21 protein-coding genes are annotated in these 16,939 nt (G+C 67.7%); 1 reads left to right on the top strand and 20 read right to left on the bottom strand.

Going from position 1 to position 16,939, the window contains the following annotated elements:
- Positions 1-237: 237 nt before the first annotated feature.
- The 20 genes from lspA to SIB88_RS21070 form a co-directional block, all read right to left on the bottom strand.
- On the bottom strand, positions 238-717 hold the full coding sequence (gene lspA, locus SIB88_RS21165; protein ID WP_293344254.1) for a signal peptidase II: 480 nt from the start codon (positions 715-717) through the stop codon (positions 238-240).
- Positions 714-1,358, bottom strand: coding sequence for a hypothetical protein (locus tag SIB88_RS21160; RefSeq protein ID WP_412559019.1), 645 nt, complete (start codon positions 1,356-1,358; stop codon positions 714-716). Before SIB88_RS21160 ends, lspA begins: the two co-directional genes overlap by 4 nt.
- Complete coding sequence (locus SIB88_RS21155) at positions 1,351-1,710, bottom strand: ArsR/SmtB family transcription factor (RefSeq protein ID WP_293344250.1); 360 nt, start codon at positions 1,708-1,710, stop codon at positions 1,351-1,353. The genes SIB88_RS21160 and SIB88_RS21155 overlap by 8 nt, the downstream gene beginning before the upstream one ends.
- A 220-nt stretch (positions 1,711-1,930) precedes the next feature.
- Positions 1,931-2,497 carry a gamma-glutamylcyclotransferase family protein gene (locus tag SIB88_RS21150; protein WP_293344248.1) on the bottom strand — a complete coding sequence of 189 codons (567 nt, stop codon included), beginning with the start codon at positions 2,495-2,497 and terminating at the stop codon, positions 1,931-1,933.
- Positions 2,488-3,753 carry an MFS transporter gene (locus SIB88_RS21145; RefSeq protein WP_412559018.1) on the bottom strand — a complete coding sequence of 422 codons (1,266 nt, stop codon included), beginning with the start codon at positions 3,751-3,753 and terminating at the stop codon, positions 2,488-2,490. The genes SIB88_RS21150 and SIB88_RS21145 overlap by 10 nt, the downstream gene beginning before the upstream one ends.
- Positions 3,740-4,798, bottom strand: coding sequence for a lysylphosphatidylglycerol synthase transmembrane domain-containing protein (locus SIB88_RS21140; RefSeq protein WP_412559017.1), 1,059 nt, complete (start codon positions 4,796-4,798; stop codon positions 3,740-3,742). Before SIB88_RS21140 ends, SIB88_RS21145 begins: the two co-directional genes overlap by 14 nt.
- Positions 4,795-5,394 (bottom strand): gamma-glutamylcyclotransferase, encoded by a 600-nt coding sequence (locus tag SIB88_RS21135; RefSeq protein ID WP_412559016.1) that lies wholly within the window; start codon positions 5,392-5,394, stop codon positions 4,795-4,797. The genes SIB88_RS21140 and SIB88_RS21135 overlap by 4 nt, the downstream gene beginning before the upstream one ends.
- Complete coding sequence (locus SIB88_RS21130) at positions 5,391-5,915, bottom strand: MerR family transcriptional regulator (RefSeq protein ID WP_412559015.1); 525 nt, start codon at positions 5,913-5,915, stop codon at positions 5,391-5,393. Before SIB88_RS21130 ends, SIB88_RS21135 begins: the two co-directional genes overlap by 4 nt.
- A 49-nt stretch (positions 5,916-5,964) precedes the next feature.
- The gene (locus SIB88_RS21125; protein ID WP_412559014.1) at positions 5,965-8,505 is read right to left on the bottom strand and encodes a heavy metal translocating P-type ATPase; all 2,541 of its coding nucleotides are present in this window, start codon (positions 8,503-8,505) and stop codon (positions 5,965-5,967) included.
- Positions 8,506-8,514: 9 nt separating this feature from the next.
- Positions 8,515-9,984, bottom strand: coding sequence for a hypothetical protein (locus SIB88_RS21120; RefSeq protein ID WP_412559013.1), 1,470 nt, complete (start codon positions 9,982-9,984; stop codon positions 8,515-8,517).
- On the bottom strand, positions 9,981-10,661 hold the full coding sequence (locus SIB88_RS21115) for a cytochrome c biogenesis protein CcdA (protein ID WP_412559012.1): 681 nt from the start codon (positions 10,659-10,661) through the stop codon (positions 9,981-9,983). Before SIB88_RS21115 ends, SIB88_RS21120 begins: the two co-directional genes overlap by 4 nt.
- Positions 10,658-10,876, bottom strand: a complete 219-nt coding sequence (locus SIB88_RS21110; protein ID WP_412559011.1) for a heavy-metal-associated domain-containing protein — start codon at positions 10,874-10,876, stop codon at positions 10,658-10,660. Before SIB88_RS21110 ends, SIB88_RS21115 begins: the two co-directional genes overlap by 4 nt.
- A 12-nt stretch (positions 10,877-10,888) precedes the next feature.
- Entirely contained in the window at positions 10,889-11,638 is a 750-nt protein-coding gene (locus SIB88_RS21105; RefSeq protein WP_412559010.1) for a cytochrome c biogenesis CcdA family protein, read from the bottom strand.
- Positions 11,635-12,093: a MerR family DNA-binding protein gene (locus SIB88_RS21100; protein WP_412559009.1), complete on the bottom strand. Its 459-nt coding sequence runs from the start codon at positions 12,091-12,093 to the stop codon at positions 11,635-11,637. The genes SIB88_RS21105 and SIB88_RS21100 overlap by 4 nt, the downstream gene beginning before the upstream one ends.
- 196 nt (positions 12,094-12,289) lie before the next feature.
- On the bottom strand, positions 12,290-13,642 hold the full coding sequence (locus SIB88_RS21095; protein ID WP_412559008.1) for a dihydrolipoyl dehydrogenase family protein: 1,353 nt from the start codon (positions 13,640-13,642) through the stop codon (positions 12,290-12,292).
- 68 nt (positions 13,643-13,710) lie between these two features.
- Positions 13,711-13,926 (bottom strand): hypothetical protein, encoded by a 216-nt coding sequence (locus SIB88_RS21090; protein ID WP_008892252.1) that lies wholly within the window; start codon positions 13,924-13,926, stop codon positions 13,711-13,713.
- Positions 13,927-13,934: 8 nt separating this feature from the next.
- On the bottom strand, positions 13,935-15,380 hold the full coding sequence (merA, locus tag SIB88_RS21085; RefSeq protein WP_412559007.1) for a mercury(II) reductase: 1,446 nt from the start codon (positions 15,378-15,380) through the stop codon (positions 13,935-13,937).
- Positions 15,377-15,631 carry a mercury resistance system transport protein MerF gene (gene merF, locus SIB88_RS21080; RefSeq protein ID WP_008892254.1) on the bottom strand — a complete coding sequence of 85 codons (255 nt, stop codon included), beginning with the start codon at positions 15,629-15,631 and terminating at the stop codon, positions 15,377-15,379. The genes merA and merF overlap by 4 nt, the downstream gene beginning before the upstream one ends.
- Positions 15,632-15,635: 4 nt before the next feature.
- On the bottom strand, positions 15,636-15,920 hold the full coding sequence (gene merP, locus SIB88_RS21075) for a mercury resistance system periplasmic binding protein MerP (protein ID WP_008892255.1): 285 nt from the start codon (positions 15,918-15,920) through the stop codon (positions 15,636-15,638).
- A gap of 19 nt (positions 15,921-15,939) precedes the next feature.
- Positions 15,940-16,353, bottom strand: a complete 414-nt coding sequence (locus SIB88_RS21070; protein WP_412559006.1) for a mercuric transporter MerT family protein — start codon at positions 16,351-16,353, stop codon at positions 15,940-15,942.
- A 95-nt stretch (positions 16,354-16,448) separates the two neighbouring features.
- On the opposite strand from SIB88_RS21070, the gene SIB88_RS21065 reads away from it, so the two are divergent.
- Positions 16,449-16,850, top strand: a complete 402-nt coding sequence (locus SIB88_RS21065; RefSeq protein WP_008892257.1) for a MerR family transcriptional regulator — start codon at positions 16,449-16,451, stop codon at positions 16,848-16,850.
- Positions 16,851-16,939 lie beyond the last annotated feature (89 nt).

The following is a 16,939-nucleotide window of genomic DNA, read 5'->3' as shown; positions in this document are numbered from 1 at the left end:
CTTTTGTTATAACTCGCTAGAAGTCCAAATCTGACAAGGGCCCCGCAAGTTTAACCGCTTGCGGGGCCGTCTCTTTCGCTCCTATTAGATCTGGTGTGTGGCTCGCCGAAATGCGCTTAGCCTGCGCGGACGAACCCCACTGGCGGCACAGCTTCTTCACCGGATCGGCAAGATGCTTCGCCCCCCAATGCGTCGCCCAGACAGTAACCAGCAGAACGGCGGCCCAAAGGATCGTGCTCACAGCTTAGCCGCCGCTGAAGAAGGCCGCTTGGCGCGAATACTGTCGAGGAGAAGGAGCCCGGCCCCGCTGACGACCGCCACATCAGCTAGATTGAACGCGGGCCAGTGATAAGCTCCGAGGTAGAAATCCAGAAAATCCGTGACCGCACCGTGACGCGCCCGATCCAGCACGTTGCCGAGGGCACCGCCAATCATCAGCCCCAGGGCAGCGCCGACCAAGCGGCTCCGTGCCCGCCAGAGGCAGACCGCGAGGCCCGCCACGATGGCGAGGCCAAGGAGAACGAGCGCCCACCATGGCACCAAACCAAAGAGGCCAAAGCTGACCCCGGTATTGTGGACGAGCACGAGATTGAACATCGGCAAAATCTCGACTCCATCGGCCAGACGCGGGGCCTGAGCGAGGGCGAGCGCCTTGGTCGTCTGATCGAGGGTGAAGGCGAAGAGGGCACAAGCCAGTCCAACATCGCGCGTTTTCATGCTGCCTCCCCGCGCTCGCGCCGCTCCATCCACCAGCCGATCAGGGGCGGCAGCCAGCACAGATTGCCGAGGATGGTTTCAACAGCGGTGAGGATTTGCGTTTCCGGACTAAACCCGGCCAGCCGCCCGATCAACAGGCCCACAGGCGCGATCACGACAATGAGCAGGCTGGCGAGCATCACCGGATTCCGGACATAGGCCGAGGCGGCTGCCCTAGTGTCTCCTTCCTTGCGGCGCAGGTAAAGGAAGCCCGCTACGTTGGCCCCCATCTGGTCCGACATGGCATAGAGCCACGGAATGTAGAATCCCTCGACGCCGTAGACATCGATCCCGGCCAGACGGCTCCCGGCATCGACGATCCACGGGAATACCATGCCCGTGACCTTGCCCCAGCCGTAGGCCTCTGCCATCGAACCCACGGCCCCGCGTAGCCGCTGCCGTAGGGCATAGATGCCTTCGAGAATGCTTTCCCCCTCGCCGGAGAGGGTGCGCACCAGCCACTGACCCCAACCGCTGCGCTGAAAGCCGAGCCAGTCTAGAACAGCGCCGAGAACCAGGCAGCCTGCGAACCCGGCGAGCGTGAATTTCAGCAGCTCACCGTATTCTTCCTCGTGCTCCTTGTCCTTGGCCGCGTCATTCATCAGCGGCCTCGCGGTCTTCAGGCATCTCGAGCACGTGGCTGGCGACGTCTACGACGATGCAGCGCACCCGATCGTCGAGGGGCGAATAAATCACCTGCTTGCCGCTCTTCTCGGCCTGCAGCAGGCGGCTCGCGCGCAGCAGCCGCAGGTGGTGGCTCACGAGGGAACGGGGGATGCCGACGCGGGCGGCCAGCTCGCCAACCGCCCCGGGCTTCTCAAGGCAGGCCAGCAGGATGCGCAGCCGGGATGGCTCTCCCATCAACCGCAGGATTTCGGAGACTTCCGCGAGCTGTTCCGGGGCAAGCGCCGGAACCTCGCGCGGGATTTCTTTCGTGACAACATGCGTACGCATGTTTGCGTGTTATCAGGCCTCGCGGGGCGGCGCAAGGCGCCAGATCGTCAGATCGAAAAAAAGGGTTCTTTGGGAGCCGTGTCATATCAGCGAAGACATCTGAACACGCGCGATACCTCGCCAGCCTGTTCCGTCCATCATTGATCCGCAAATCTGGGCTGAAAAACTAATGGACCAAGCGTCCGTGGGGAGCCGGAGACGTAAAATGAAAGGTTCCAAATCATTCAGCGTGCTTGACTTGCTCAAGCGTCCGAACCCAATGCTCGGGTAACCCATGTGCGCGAGCGCCGTCTCGCAGGAGCGTGATATAGCGCAGCGACGGGTTGCCATCCGTCTCCTCGCCCTCTGCGATATAGGTGACGCACGGCATACGGTTTCCTTCCCTGTCCTCCGCCTCGATCCAGAGTTGGCGGTAGCGCGGGCCGGGGACCCCTTCGGTGCTGTCGAGCCAGATCAGGTCGCGGCGCGTGATCTTGTAGAGCACGCCCCAGACCTTGGCGCCTGGTGAGGGCTCGACGTTCGCTGGCGCGGCCTTGCCCCTCGGCCGACCCTCGAGATTGAAGCGCAGGCGGTAGTCCCTGATCCGTCCGGGACGCCATTCGATCGGATGCATGCGGCGGCGCCCGCGGAACGCGCTGTCGTGCATGTTGGCGCCGAAGGCGAAGTACCACACCTCGTCCGCCGGCCGTCCCTCGACCCGGAGACCGAAGCGCCGATACCAGAGCCTGGACAGCCACCAAGACCGGGCGATGCCGCGCCGGAGCGCGCGTTTCAGGGTCAGGAACATGGCGCCATCATCCCCTCTTCGACATGGCGAAGGCGATGGACGGCGATGATCTGGCCGACGGCGGCCACGGCGCCTGCCACGAAGACCGCGGACAGCCCGATCGCCTCGACCACCGCCGCACCGGCGATCGGCGACAGCGCCGCCGGCGCCACCAACGCGTTGAAGTAGCCGCTGTAGGCGGGGCGTCGGTCGTCCGGCGAGATCTCCCAGAGATACCCCAGATGGGCGATGTTGCCGCCGTTGTTCATCGCGCCGAGGACCAGGAAGACCGCGGCGAAGGCGGGAAGGGCGGAGGTTCCGCCCGGCGGCACGACGACCATCCAGAGGACCGTGAGCAACGGCGCAACGATCGCGAGCACCGCCGTGACGCCGAGCAGCCGGCGCTTGCCGAGCCGGTCGCCCCACCAGCCCCAGAGCGGGTTGGACAGCAGCGCGCCTGCCGTCTGCGCGCCGAGCAGGGTCGCGACCTCCGCCGCAGTAACCCCGGCCTCCGTCGCTGCCACCACGTAGAAGGGCAGCGCCATCATGACGGTGCCGTCGAGCCAGCGCACGCCCACGAACAGGCGAAAGCGCCGGTCCTGCCGAAACACGTCCAGGCCCTCCCGCAGGAAGGGCCCGAAGCCGGTCGCTTGCTTCGGCTCGGGCGCCAACGGCTCGCCGGCGGAGACGAAGGAGATCGCCGAGACCAGAAGCAGCCCGGCCCCGGTTAGCAGAACCACCGCGTGCCCGGCGGGAAACGCCAGTGCGTCGATCGCCTGGCCGGCGACGGCGGCGACGCCGAGGGCCAGCAGTCCGCCCGCGAAGAACCGGAGCGCCAGGAGACGGCTGCGTCGGGCAGAGGGAATCGAACGGGCGACGATGTCGTTGTAGGGAACCGCGAGGATGCCGCCCACGAACGCGTAGAGCGTCCACAACGCGAAGAAGGCAACGATCAAGCCGGACGCTGATGTAGGACCGGCAATGAGGACGATCCCGCCGACGCCGATCAGGCAGGCGACCCGGCCGAACGCGCCCAGGGCGTAGAACGGCATGCGCCGCCGCCGGGCTTGCGCGAACCAGGCGACGAACAACTGCGGGAACAACCAGCCGTAGCGGGCGATCGCCGCGGCGGCGCCGACCGCGACCAAGCTGCCGGTGAGGCCGTGGACGAGGCTCGCCATGATCGTGCCGGTATCGACCGCCGCGGCGCCGCCCTGGAAGAAGGCGCCAGCGGTGGCGATGCGCGCGAAGCGGCCGGTGCGTTCACGGGTCCGCATCTGCCGCAACCTTCCGCCGGCCGAAATCGCCGAGACCGACCCCGTGATTCCAGAGCCCCCAGCCGCCGAAGAGGCCGACAGTCAGCATGTTCGCCGCCATGACGACGGTCACCATGGCCAGAGCGGCGGCATCCTCCACCCCGAATAGTCCGAGCGCAAAGACGGCGCCGACAACGAAGCCCGCCGGAACCCTGGCGGTGTGCGCGAGGATGACAATGAAGCCGAGAATCGCCAGCAGCGCTAGGTAGACGAGGGGGTCGAGCACCACGCCGAAGGCGAGGCCCGCCCAATAGAGATGCGAAGCCGCGATCAGCTTGATGACGATGCTGGCCAGCACGATGGTGGCGCCGCGCCAGCGCGCCCGTGGCCAGACGATGCCGTCGGCGAAGGCGAGCGCGAGCGACCGCGCGCGGACTGCCAGGCGCCCCGGCAGGCGGTCGGCGAGCGCAAAAAGAAGCCCGATGCCGGACGCCGATCGGCGCTTGTGGTGCACGAGCAGAAAGAGCACCGCCACGATCGCCGCCGCGCTGCCTCCGGCGCCGAGGAGAAGGCCGAGGCCGATATTGCCGTTCGGGTCGGGGATAATCGCGGCCAGCACCACGACAACAACGATGCCCGCGAAGACCAGCCCGTCGACCAGCCGGTCGATGGCCACCGTGGCCAGCACGCAACTCATTGAAATGTTCTGTCTGCGGGCGACGAGCCACGACCGGACGAAGGGGCTGAGGCCGAGCGGGACGAGGAAGTTGGCGAGATAGCCGGCCATGGTCGCGCCGAACAGGTGCGATGTCCGGCAGTCGCAGACGGGTGTCAGGATCTGGCGCCACTTCCAGCCCCGGATGACCTGCTCCAGCGTGATCGCCAGGAAGGTGGCGACCACGAACTCCGGCCGGGCGGATTGCAGCACGTCGGCGAACTGGCGCCAGTCGAGCCGCCAGGCGAGAAGGGCGATCAGGCCGAGGCCGATTCCCGTGCCCAGCCAGTTGAGCCACCGGCGGCGCGGCTGCCGCGTCGCCACGGGAGTGGTTTCGTCCAGCTCGATCACGGACGCGGCTCCACGCGATCCAGGAAAGCGACGTAGCTTTCGGGCATACCTCGCTCCTGTGCGGCGGTGCGGATTAACTCGAGATAGCCGCGCGAGGGGCGCCCTTCCGGAGCGGGGTAGGGGACGCAATACGTGAGGGCGTGGACGGTCTGGCCATCCTGGTCCTCGACGTCGACCCACAGATAGGCGTACTGCCGCCCCTCGCTCGCGTCGAGCCGGACGAACTTTCGGAACGGAAGCAGATAAAGCACGCCCCAGACGTGTTCGCCGAGGGCTTCCACGATATCGGCCGGAGCCGAGACGCCCGGCTTGCGTCCGCCCGCGGCGACCTGGTCGATCCCCTGGACAAGCTCCACGAAACGGGCCGAAGCGCCCGGACTCCGCCGCCCCGCGACGGCGAATCGCAGGCGGTAGTCGTCCAGCCGGGCGATCCGGGTCTCGATCGGCGTCATGTGACGACGCTCGCGGAACAGGCGCTCGTTCATGTTGGAGCCGAACGCGAAATACCACACCGGCCCGTCGAGATCGGCCGACGGCATGCGGCCGCGGCGCAGATAAAGCCATCTCCGGAGGGCGGACCAGATCAACCGGTTCATGGCGAACCGGGGTCCCGGCCCTTTCTCCGTCGGCTCCCGCGGGCATCACCTTCACCGCCGACGCGCTGGCGGCCAGGAGCGGGGTCCGCGTCGAGGCAGCCACAGCCGTCGCCGGAGCAGCGTTGGACACGCCCGGATCCATCCTTCGACAGCAGCGTCGTCAGCCGGGCCTGCAAGTCGCTCAACTGGGCGATGCGGCGGGTCACCGTCTCCAGGTGGCCGGTCAGGATCCGATGATAGTCGGGATGCCGGCTCGGGCACGTCTCCTCGGCGATCTCGAGGAGGCGACGGATCTCGTCCAGCCCCAGGTCGAGATGCCGGGCCTGCCGGACGAACCGGAGCTTGGCGAGTTCCGATTCCGTATAGAGCCGGTTGCCGCCCGTCCGCGCATTGCCGTCATGTCGGCGCGGCCGCGGGATCAGGCCGACCTCCTCATAATGGCGGATCGCCTTCACCGACAGGCCGGTGGCCTCGGCCGCCTCGCCGATCGAGTAGAGGCCGCGGGTCGAATGCTGTTCCATGTCCACTCGTATAGAACCTCCTGTTGGGGGAGGTTCAACCTTTCGCCCGTCAGGCGGACCGCTTTTCCACCCTGTGCCCCAGCCTTGTGACGGCGGCCTCGATCGTGTCCGGGGAGGTGTCGGCGTCGTCGTAGGTGACGCGCATTGTCTTTGATCTCACGTCCCCCTCGATACGACCGATCCCCGGCTCGAGCCGCAGGTTGGCTTCGATGGTCTCGATGCAGCCCTGGCAGTGAATGCTCGGCACCGAGAGCCTGAGCTCCGAACCATTGGTGTCAGGAGTATTCCGGCTTTCCTCGGGGGCCTGCCTGGGATGTTCCGGCACGTGATCTGTCCGCGCCTTGCCGCGCGTGAAGACCTGCCCGCCGAACGAGTTGGCGAGCACGAGGGTGACGCTGGCGGCCATGGCGGCCATGGCCCAGGAGGGATGCACGACCCCGGTGGCCGCGAGCGGCACGCCGACGCCGTTGAAGAAGAACGCGAGCCACAGGTTCTGCACCGTCTTGCGATAGCTCATGCCGCCGATCGTGATCGCCTCCGGCACGGCGCCGAGGCGTTCGCCGATCAGCACGACATCGGAGGACTCGATCGCGATGTCGGTGCCCGCGCCGATGGCGATGCCGACATGCGCCTGCATCAGCGCCGGCGCGTCGTTGATGCCGTCGCCGACCATGGCGACCTGCGCGCCTTGCTCCTGGAGCGCGCGGACCCGCGCTGCCTTGTCCTGCGGCACGATCTGGGCATGGACCTCTTCGATACCGACCTGACCGGCGACGGCCCTGGCGGTGCGTTCGTTGTCGCCGGTCAGCATGACCGGCGTGATGCCGCGCCCCTTGAGCTCCGCGATGGCATCCCTCGCGTCCGGCTTGACCGCGTCGGCGATCGCGAGCACCCCGGCGACCACCCCGTCGACCGCGACAAGCACGGCGGTGTGCGCCTGTGCCTCGTGCCGGTCGAGCATCTCTTCTGCCGGCGCGACGTCGACCCCGCTCGCGCGCAGGAAGCGGGTCGTGCCGACCAGGACCCGGCGCCCCGCGACGGTCGCCTCGACGCCCTGCCCGGCCGTTGCCTGGAAGTCGCGCGCTTGCGGTATCTCGAGCCCCTGTTCCACCGCGCCGTCGACGATGGCGCTGGCAAGCGGATGTTCCGAGGCCGACTCGGTGCCCGCAGCCAGGCGCAGGACCTCGTCCCGGCCGAAATCACCGACTGCCTCGGCGGCGACGAGCCGCGGCTTGCCCTCGGTGAGCGTGCCGGTCTTGTCGAGCACGACATGGGTTATGTCCTTGAGGATCTGAAACGCCTCGCCCGAGCGCATCAGGATGCCGCGCTCGGCCGCCATGCCGCCACCACGGATCAGCGCCAGCGGCGTCGCCATGCCCAGTGCGCAGGGATAGCCCATCACGAGCACCGTGACCGCGGCATAGATCGCCGTGACCCACTGCATGGCGCCGCCCCAGGCCAGCGGCGCAAAGCCCCAGAACAGGAGCGCCGCCGCCGATATCCCGAGCACCGCCGGGACGTAGTAGAGCAGCACCCGGTCGACCAGGACGATGATCCCCGGCTTCATCGCCTTCGCCTCTTCGACGTGGCGCGCGACCTGGCGCAGGAAGCTGTCCTCGCCGGTGCGGGTGACGCGGATGAGCAGCGTGCCGGTCTGGTTGACGCTGCCGCCGATCACCTCGTCGCCCTGCTTCTTTTCCTCGGGGATCGGCTCGCCCGTGACGATCGACTGGTCGACCGCCGACGTGCCGTCCTCCACCGTGCCGTCCACCGGGATGCGGTCGCCGGGGCGCACGCGGACGCGGTCGTCGATCGCGACCTCGTCGATCGCGACGTCCTCTTCCCGGCCGTCGCGAACAACCCGGGCCGTCGGTGGCTGCATCTCCAGGAGCCGGCGCACGCTCTCCGACGCCTTCGTGCGCACCACGAGCGAGACGTAGCCGGACAGCAAGTGATAGGTGGTCAGGAACACCACCACGCCGAAGAAGTCGACGGGCGGGAACCCGACGAAGCCGTACCAGCCGAGGAACGGTAGCGGGGCGCCGAGGAGGCCGCCGATATAGGCGCCGATGGCGCCGACCGAGAGCAGCACGTGCTGGTTGGTGATGCCGCGCCACGCGGCGCCCCACGCCATACGGATGATGCGCCGGCCGTTCCAGCCGAAGGTGTAAGTGGCGAACGCCCACGCCGTCCAGGCGTGCCAGTCCTGCATCTGCCAGAGGCCGAGCCACATGGCGGCCATCGCGCAGAACATGAGAAGGGCGAGGCTCGCCGCCGAGATCAGGTCGTTGCGCTCCTTGCGCTTGAGGTCGAGTTGCTCGTCGAAGCCGCCGACCTTGCGCGGGTCGCGCACGATGAAGCCGAGGGCGCGCAACGTGTCCTTGATCCGCGTCTCGTCGGTCTCGTCCGACCGGAACCGCACCAGGGCCTCCTCGTGGGCGAGGGAGACATGCACCTCCTCGATGCCCTTCTCGCGGCGGAGTCCGCGCTCGATCGCGTTCGTGCAGAACGAGCAGCTCATGCCCCCGATCTTGAGTTGCAGGCTCTCGATGCCCCGCTCCTGTGCCTGTTGCGCGATGGCTTCGGCCATGTCCTTCTCCTATCTGTCGAGGCTCTCGAGCCGGTTCGCGGGCAGGAACGTGTCGGCCTGTCCCTCGTGCGGCATCACCAGCATGTTGGCGAGGAACATCGCGTCTGCCGTGCGAAAGCGGCGATCGGAGACGCGCACCGTCCCGTTCTCGTGTACGACCTCGCCGGCGAAGACCGGTGCGAGGCCGGCTTTCTCCGGTGTCGGCAGCGCCGGATGCGCGAAGGCCGTATCAGGCCGGCCCTCGCGGTAGCGGGCCGGGACCAGCGGCAGCGGGCTCGCGAGCTGCAGTCTCGCATCGACCAGAACCGTTTCGAGAAACCTCGGATAAAGACGGTTCGCTGCCTTCGCGAGATCGCCTGCGCCGTGCCGGCGCATGGCGTTCAGCGCTGCCGCGACGGCGGCCGCGGTGGACGGCGTGTAGCTGACGGGCTCGCCCGTGCGGAACGCGCCGAGCCGGTCGTCCCATTTCGGAATCAGCCCGGTCTCGAATGCGGCGGCCGCTGCCTTCGCAAACCGGTCGTCCCGCAGCAGCCGGCCGGCCTCGACGAGACCGTAAACGGCAAGCGCGGCATCTTCCAGGGACAGATCCTGGAACTTTTGGAGCGCGTTGGCGTGGCGACGCGCCAGCGTCAGGGCTTTTTCGCGGCGTTGCTTGTCGTTCGCGGCGAGCGCGTAGCGGCCCAGCGCCTCGACTGCCAGGGCCCGGTCGCCGGCGGTCTCTGGCGGCAACTGCTCGACGGCCGCGAAGGCACGGTCCGCCAGCTTGCGGTAATCGTCGGCATCGACGAGCGCGCGATAGGCCGTGTGCCAGTAGTCCTCGCGCGCGCTCGTCGCGGCGAGGATCAGGTTGGACACGCCCCACAGCACGACGGCCTGGTCGCGGGCACGGGGCTCGGCGAAGGTGCCGTCCGGCGCGCGGGCCGCGAACAGGCCCCGGTCCGTCAGAAGCCGCTTGGCGAGGACGCCGGCCAGGGCTTCGGCCTGCGGCAGCATCATCAGGGCGATTCGCTTGTCCGCCTTGTTGTCGTGGAAATTGAGGTGGAACCCGGGGCTCGTGATCTTGATGAGCGCCCAGGCTTGCGCGGCCGGCTCGAGCGTCCGGTCGAAGCTTCCGGGATCCCAGCGCAAGGTCCGCAGATCGGAGAGATCCGGTGTTTGCATGAACGTAGGGTCGCCGGCGGCGTAAACCGCCCCGACCGTGGCCATATCGGGCATCGCCGGCCGCGCGACATAGCCCGCGTGTTTCAGGATGTCGTCGGCCGTCGACATGGAGACCGAGAGCGACTCGCCCAGGCCGCTGAACATCACCGCGTTGGCGAGCGTCGCGCGGGCCGCCCAGTGAGCCGCGATGTCGACGGTATCCGATCGGTAGTGGACGTCGTCGTCGGCTCTCTCGGCGGCAGTTCCGGCCGCCGTCGCCATCACCAGGCCGGCAACGATTATGGCGATGGCGCGAAGAGCGCGGGTGAATGCCATCATGTCCAGTCCTCCGGGTTCACGAACAGCCCGAACCAGATCGACCACGCGCCGAGGACGATCAGCACCAGGCCGGTCCAGAAGGGAATGCGGCGCGACAGGCCGGCGAGCCAGTCGAGCGCCCGGCGCGCCGGCCCGAAGGCGGCGGCCAGAACCAGCGGCAGCGACAGCGCCAGGCCGAACAGCCCCAGCGAGACGAAGCCATTGGCGATCGGCCGTCCGGCCGCGCCGCCCGCCGCCGCGGCGCCGAACAGCGCAAAGATGAGCGGCGCCGCGCAGGCCGGGATGTTGAGCCCGAACAGCAGGCCGAGGGTCGCGGAGCCCCTGCCGCCCGAGAGGGCGGAGAGACGCGGTCCGATCGTCCGCATCAGGAACCCGGCCTTGCCCAGTACGTAGAAGAGGCCGATCGCGGCATAGATCGTGCCGAGCACGATCCAGGCGGCTTTCTGGAAACCGAGGAAGGCGGTGCCGATGCCGGCCGCTGCCGCTCCGAGTAAACCGATGAAGACTCCGCGCGTCAGCGCGAAGACGGCGACTTGCGACAGCCTGGCGACCCGGCCTTTGCCCTCCAGGTACCTGACGAAAACGAGGCTCGAGCCGATCGAGCACGGCTCGACGAAGCCGAGCAGGCCGAGCCCGATCGGCAGCAGCACCAGATTCGGAAGCCCGAACTCCGTCACCCCGTCGTCTCGACCACATCGAAGCCCCCCGTCTCGATGATCTCGCGAAGCCGCATCCCGTCCACCGTATGCGGGTTGTAGCGGACCTCCGCCGAGCCCGTGGCGAAGGCGACGCGTGCCTCTCGGACACCCGGCTCCTTGTTCAGAAGCGACCGGATGCGCTCGGCGCAGCCGTCGCAGTGCATACCGTCGATCTTGAAGGTTGTCGTGTCCATGGAAATTGCCTCCTATGGCAGGTCGGTAAGAAGGAGCAGAGGCGGGACGATCCCCGCGTACATCGCGCTCTGATAGAGGAAATAGACCGCGACCAGCAGCAGCAGGACGCCGCCGGCGCGCTCGATACGCGGCACCCAGGCGGTGGCGCCACGCAGGCGCATCGCGGCCCCCGTCGCCGCTCCGGCGATCAGCAGAGGCACGCCGCGCGCGATGCCGAACGTGAACAGCAGGGCTGCGCCGACCCAGACCTCGCCGGTTGCCGCGGCGGCCCCGAGGACGGGCAGCACCATCGGCATGCAGGCGGGACAGGTCGACAGGCCGAACGGTATGCCGAGCGCGTAAGCCCCCGCGAAGGAGTTCACCTCGCGCGGCTGCGCCTGCCGCCGCAGCCACGGCACGTGGACGACCCTTAAAAGGGCGAGCCCCATCGTCACCAGCAGCCCCGCAAGCACGAGGTTCGTGATCGCGAGCGAGCCGGCGAGCGCCCGGATGAGCGTGTATCCGACGAACCCGAACAGCCCGCCGATTGCGGCGTCGATCGTCGCGATGCCGAGCACGAAGCCGGCGGCGAACACGAGACCCCGTCGGCTCGCCGGCTTGGCCTCCGCGGTTCCGCGTCCGGCGACCGAACCCACGACGACGGAGACCAGCGGCAGCGAGCTCGGCGCCATGCCCATGAGCAGGCCGGCGGCCGCCACCAGGGCGAAGGCCGCGAGCGAGACGGCGGGAAGTTGCTGAAACTGTGCGAGGAGGTCCGTCATCCTGGTCTTGGCTTTGTATCAACGGCTTGCGTGGCCCCGACGTCCGCCTTTTCGTGACCTTCCAGCGCCTCCATGATCGAGCAGCAGCCGAGCTCACCGTGGCCGGGACAAGACGCGATTAGTGCCTCCAGGGCCTGTCCGATGCGCTGGAGCTGGCGCATCTTCTCGTTCACGTCGTCGAGCTTCGCCGTAGCCCGGGCCCGGACGTCGGCCGCATCCGCCTCGGGATCGGCGCGCAGCTCCAGGAGCTCCCGGACCTCGCGCAACGAGAAGCCCAGCTCTTGCGCCTGCCGGATGAACCGGATGCGCTCGATGGTCTCGTCGGGATAGCTCCGAAAGCCTGAGGCGGCGGGCTTCGGGGGCTGCTCGATCAGGCCCTTGCGCTCGTAGAAGCGGACCGTTTCGACGCCAACGCCGGCCGCCTGCGCGGCCCTGCTGATGGTCATGCCAATCATGTCTCTCACCTCGATCGCTCATTGAAGCCTACGCTCCGTACCACGGTACAGAGTCAAGGGATCGGAGTCGTGCCGGGAAAGGAGAGACGGTGGTTATTCCGTCGGGAAGCCGGTCAGGAACGCGACATCGACCTGGGAAGCGCTTCCAGCGCCGTGGAAGGCTTTGCGCCTGTCTCAGACCATGACGAGCGCGGCGTCAGATCAGAGAGCCGATATCCGAGCCTGCCGACGGATAGGCGCTGACCAGGCCCTTGAGGTCTTCCGCCTTTAGCCCGGTGCGCATGGCGAGGCCGAAGAGGTTGATGGTCTCGCTCGCTTCCGGCCCGAGGATGTGCGTGCCAAGGATCCGTCCCGATCCGTGCTCGACCAGCACTTTCGCCGCGGCGTGGGTTTCTCCGACGCGACGGACGGAGAACCAGCCCCGCATGTCTGAGAATTTGCATTCGAATTCGAGGCCCTGCGCCGTTGCGTCGGCTTCGCTCAGACCGACACGCACCAATTCGGGAACGGTGAACACGGCGCTCGGCACGCCGGTGTAGTCGGGCGTGGCGTGGTTTCCTTCCAACAGGTTCGCCGCCACCGCCTTGGCCTCCAGGCTGGCCACCGGTGTCAGCGGCGGCCCGGCCGTGGCTGCGGCATCGCCAGCGGCATAGACCGCCGGATTCGTAATGCTCTGCAGATACGCGTTGACCTCGACGCCCGTACCGTCCGCCTTGACGTTCGCCTTGTCGGGCTCCAGCGCGCTGATCGCCGCGGCCCGGCCGGCGCCGTGCACGACGAGGTCCGCCTCGAACCGCTCTTCGGCCCTGTCGATCCTGGCAATGACGCCAAGCCCGCCGTTCGCCTGCTCGATCGCCGTCACTTCGGCCTTGGCGCGGAAGGTGATGCCGAGGGCCCGCGTGCGCTCGACCAGCATTTCGACGAGGTCGGGATCGAACGCCTTGAGCGGCCGTTCGCCCCGGTCGAGCATGACCACCTCGGCACCAGCGCGTGCGGCGATATGGGCGAACTCGAAGGAGACGTACCCGCCGCCGATCAGAAGCACGCGCTTCGGCAGAGCCGCCAGCTCGAGGAAGTCGTCGCTAGTGATGACGTGCTCCGCGCCCGGCATGGAGAGCGGCACCGGCTTCGCCCCGCTTGTGATCACGATGTATCGGGCTTCGAGCCGGTCCTCGCCGACGGAAATCGTGTTTTCGCCAATAAACTGCGCCGTGCCGTTGAAGGTGGCGATGCCCTTGTCCGCGAAGGCCTTCTCCCGCGCCTCGGGGACCGGATCGGTGAAGCTTCGCTTGAAGGCCATGAGGGCGGGCCAATCCACCGTGGGGGCGGGGCCAGCGATTCCGTGTCCGTTCATGAGCCGCGCGGCATCCACCACCTCGGCCGCCCGCCGCAGCACCTTCTTGGGATCGCACCCACGCAACGCGCAGGTCCCGCCGAAGGGCCGCTCGTCGACAATGGCCACCGACCAGCCAGCATTGCGACAGCGGCTCGCCACGCCGCTCGCGGCGGTGCCTGTGCCGATTACCACGAGGTCGAAGCGTTGGGTCATCCTATTCTCGTCCTAAGTCGAAAACGGGGCGCGTAGCGGCAGGTTCCTGTCGCCTCATATAGGGTGCCTCATCCGGGATGGCGCGTCTTCGTCCGCTCCTGTCGGCGCCCGAGCATGAGCGCCACGATGGCCGCGACGATCAGGCCGGCAACGAGCCACCCTCCGGCACCGTCGATCAGCCAGGCGCCAAACCCTCCCAGGACACCGGTGGCGGCGAGGACCAACGCGACGCAGCAGAGCACCTTCGCACCGAGCAACGCCAGGACCTTATCGCCGGTCTCCATGGCCCCCGTTACCCCGCGCAGCACGACAGCTTGGCCACGTCGCGCGTGAACGTCTGGGCGGCGAGCTTCAGGCCCTCGACCGTTGTGAGATAGGGGAAGATCGTCTCCGCAAGCTCGGCGACCGTGAGTCCGTGCTTGATGGCGAGAACGGCCGTCTGGATGCTGTCGGCGCCTTCGGGCGCGAGAATGTGCGCGCCGAGCAGCCGGTCCGTCTCCTCCTCCGCCACGAGCTTGATCAGGCCGCGCGTGTCGCGCGCTGCCAACGCGCGAGGCACCTGGTCGAGCGACAGGAGAGAGGTCTTGACCCGGTGGCCGGCCTGGCCCGCCGCGGCCTCGGTCAGGCCGACGCTGGCGACCTGGGGATCGGTGAACACGACCGCCGGCATCGCCGCGTTGTCGTAGCGCCGGCTGTCGCCGTTGAGCGCGTTCTCCGCCGCGAGCCGGGCAGCATAGGCGGCCATGTAGACGAACTGGTCGCGGCCAGTGACGTCGCCGGCGGCGTAGATGCCGGCCTTCGTCGTGCGCAGGCGTTCGTCGACCTCGATGCCGCCGTTCGGTAACAGGACAACGCCTGCCTCGGCGAGGCCCATCTCCTCCGTGTTCGGTCGTCGGCCGCTGGCGATCAGGACCCGCTCTGCCTCGAGGCGTACGTCGTTGCCCTCCGCGAGCGCGTTCAGGATCACGCCGTCTTCCGTCTCACGGATCTGGCGGTATTTGAGCCCGCTTCGCACGCGGATGCCTTCATCCTCGAAGTACCCGGTGAGGGCGGTGCCGACCTCCGGCTCGGCCGCCGGCAGCAGGCCGCGGCGGCAGGCGATCGTCACCTCGACGCCGGCGCGCGCGAAGAGCTGTGCCAGCTCGCAGCCGATATAACCGCCGCCGATGATGAGCAGCGATCGCGGCAGCTCTGCGATCTCGAGCACCGTGGTGCTGGTGAGATAGGACACCTCCTCGATGCCGGGGATCGACGGCAGGGCAGGGCGGGCCCCAGTGGTGATCACCACCTTGCCGGCCCGCAGCGGCTCTCCCTCGACCAGGACGCCGTCAGTGGCGAGCCGCGCCCGTCCTTCGACGTAGGTGATCCCTTCGTACGCCGCGAGCAGGTCCTTGTACTTCGCCTGACGCAGCGCGCCCACCAGCTCGTCCTTCTGCGAGACGGTAGCGGACCAGTCGGTAAGCCCGACGCGGGCCTCGATGCCGGCGAATCGTTCAGCCGCGCGGCCTTGGTGCAGTGTCTCGGCTGCCCGGATCAGCGTCTTGGAGGGCACGCAGCCGACGTTCACGCAGGTTCCGCCGATCGTGCCATGGCCGATGAGCGCCACCCGTGCGCCCAGCTCGGCGGCCGTGATCGCGGCCGAGAAGCCGGCCGAGCCCGCTCCGATCACGGCGAGATCATAGGTGCGGCGGAGTCCGGTCTGGCCGGTGGTGCAGCAGTCGTCGGTCATCAGGGTCATGTCGAATGCTCCGGGTTCGATGTTGCGGCGGCCGCGGCTTTCACGCGGCAGCGGCGCAGATACAGGCCGTAGGCGGTAATTCCTAGGAAAAGCGCGAGCGCGGGCAGCAGCACGTAGTCGATCCATCCGAGCCAGGCCGCGAGCCCGGCGGCGCCGAGTACCACGACGAGCACCGGCGTGAAGCAGCAGATCGCCGCGACGACGGAGCCGACAACTCCCGTGGCGAGAACCTTGCGATCGTCCAGCGCCATCACTCTATTCCACGAGCGCGGAAGGAAAGCCGACGCCGGCGGTCGCCTTCGTCAGCGCGGCAACGTCCGTTCTCGAGTCGTCGAAGGTTACGACGGCCCGCTTGTCCGCGTACGAGACCTCGACCCGCTCGACGCCCGGCACGCGGGATAGCGACTGTTTCACGATGTAGGGGCAGCTCGCGCACGTCATGCCGTCGACGGCGAGTGTCACCGTCCGTTGGGCGGCGATGGCCGCGGTACCGACAAAGAGGCTTGTAAGGACCAAGGCAGCGAAAAGCGCGCGAATCATCCGTCGAACCTCCTTCCATTCAAACGCCAAGCAGTGTCGGTGCGACGTAGGGAAAAGCGATCGCGGCGGCGACCAGTGCCGTCGCGACCCAAAGGGCGGCCTTGACGGTGCGGCCCGGGAGGGCGCGCGCACACGCCGCGCCTTCGGCACAGGCTTTCCGCGGTTTCCAGTAGACGGCGTAGAAACCGTACCCGAGGAAGCCAAGGGTGACGGCGACGAAGATCGGCTGATAGGGCGCCAGCGCCGTCAGGTTGCCGATCCAGGCGCCGCCGGCGCCGAGGCTGAACAGCACCAGCGGCAGAATGCAGCAGGACGACGCACCGACAGCACCGAGAATGCCGCCGGCAGCCGCCCAGCCGGTGCGCCGTTGAGCGCCTTCCGTTTCCTGCCCGATTTCCATTGCGCCGACCGCCGTTTCGTCCGCTCGAGCCATTGGCTTGGTCCTCACCAGTTCGGTCTTGCCATGTTAAGATAGGAGCTGTAGTCGCTACAGGTTCAAGGGAGAAAATGGTGAGACAGGACAATGAGATGACGACCGCCAGTTATGGAATCGGAACGATCTCGAAACATACCGGGGTCAACATCGAGACGATCCGCTACTACGAGCGGATCGGCATCATGCCCAAGCCGCCGCGCACCGCCGGCGGACAGCGGATTTATGAAACCGCGCATCTCAAGCGGCTCGCCTTCATCCGCCGGAGCCGAGAACTGGGCTTCTCGCTCGACGAGATCCGCGCACTGCTGCGGCTCGTTGATGGTGGCGACTACAGCTGTGGAGAGGTACAGGAGATGACGCTGGCCCACATCGCCGACATCCGCCGCAAGATTGCCGATCTCAGGCGCATGGAGCGCGTGCTCAAGGACATGGCGGCGAAGTGCGATGGCGGCGACGTACCGGAATGTCCGATCGTGGATGCGTTGTCCGCATGAGAAGGTTCTTGTCCACCGTGGCACCGATTAGAGCGGTGTCCTTCATCCTACGGAGGATGGCTTGCTGCCATCATACGGCCACGACTAGC

Source organism: Thalassospira sp. MIT121401, assembly GCF_047125595.1.
GTDB classification, from domain to species: domain Bacteria; phylum Pseudomonadota; class Alphaproteobacteria; order Rhodospirillales; family Thalassospiraceae; genus Thalassospira; species Thalassospira povalilytica.
This window is presented reverse-complemented; position numbering and strand designations above follow the sequence as displayed.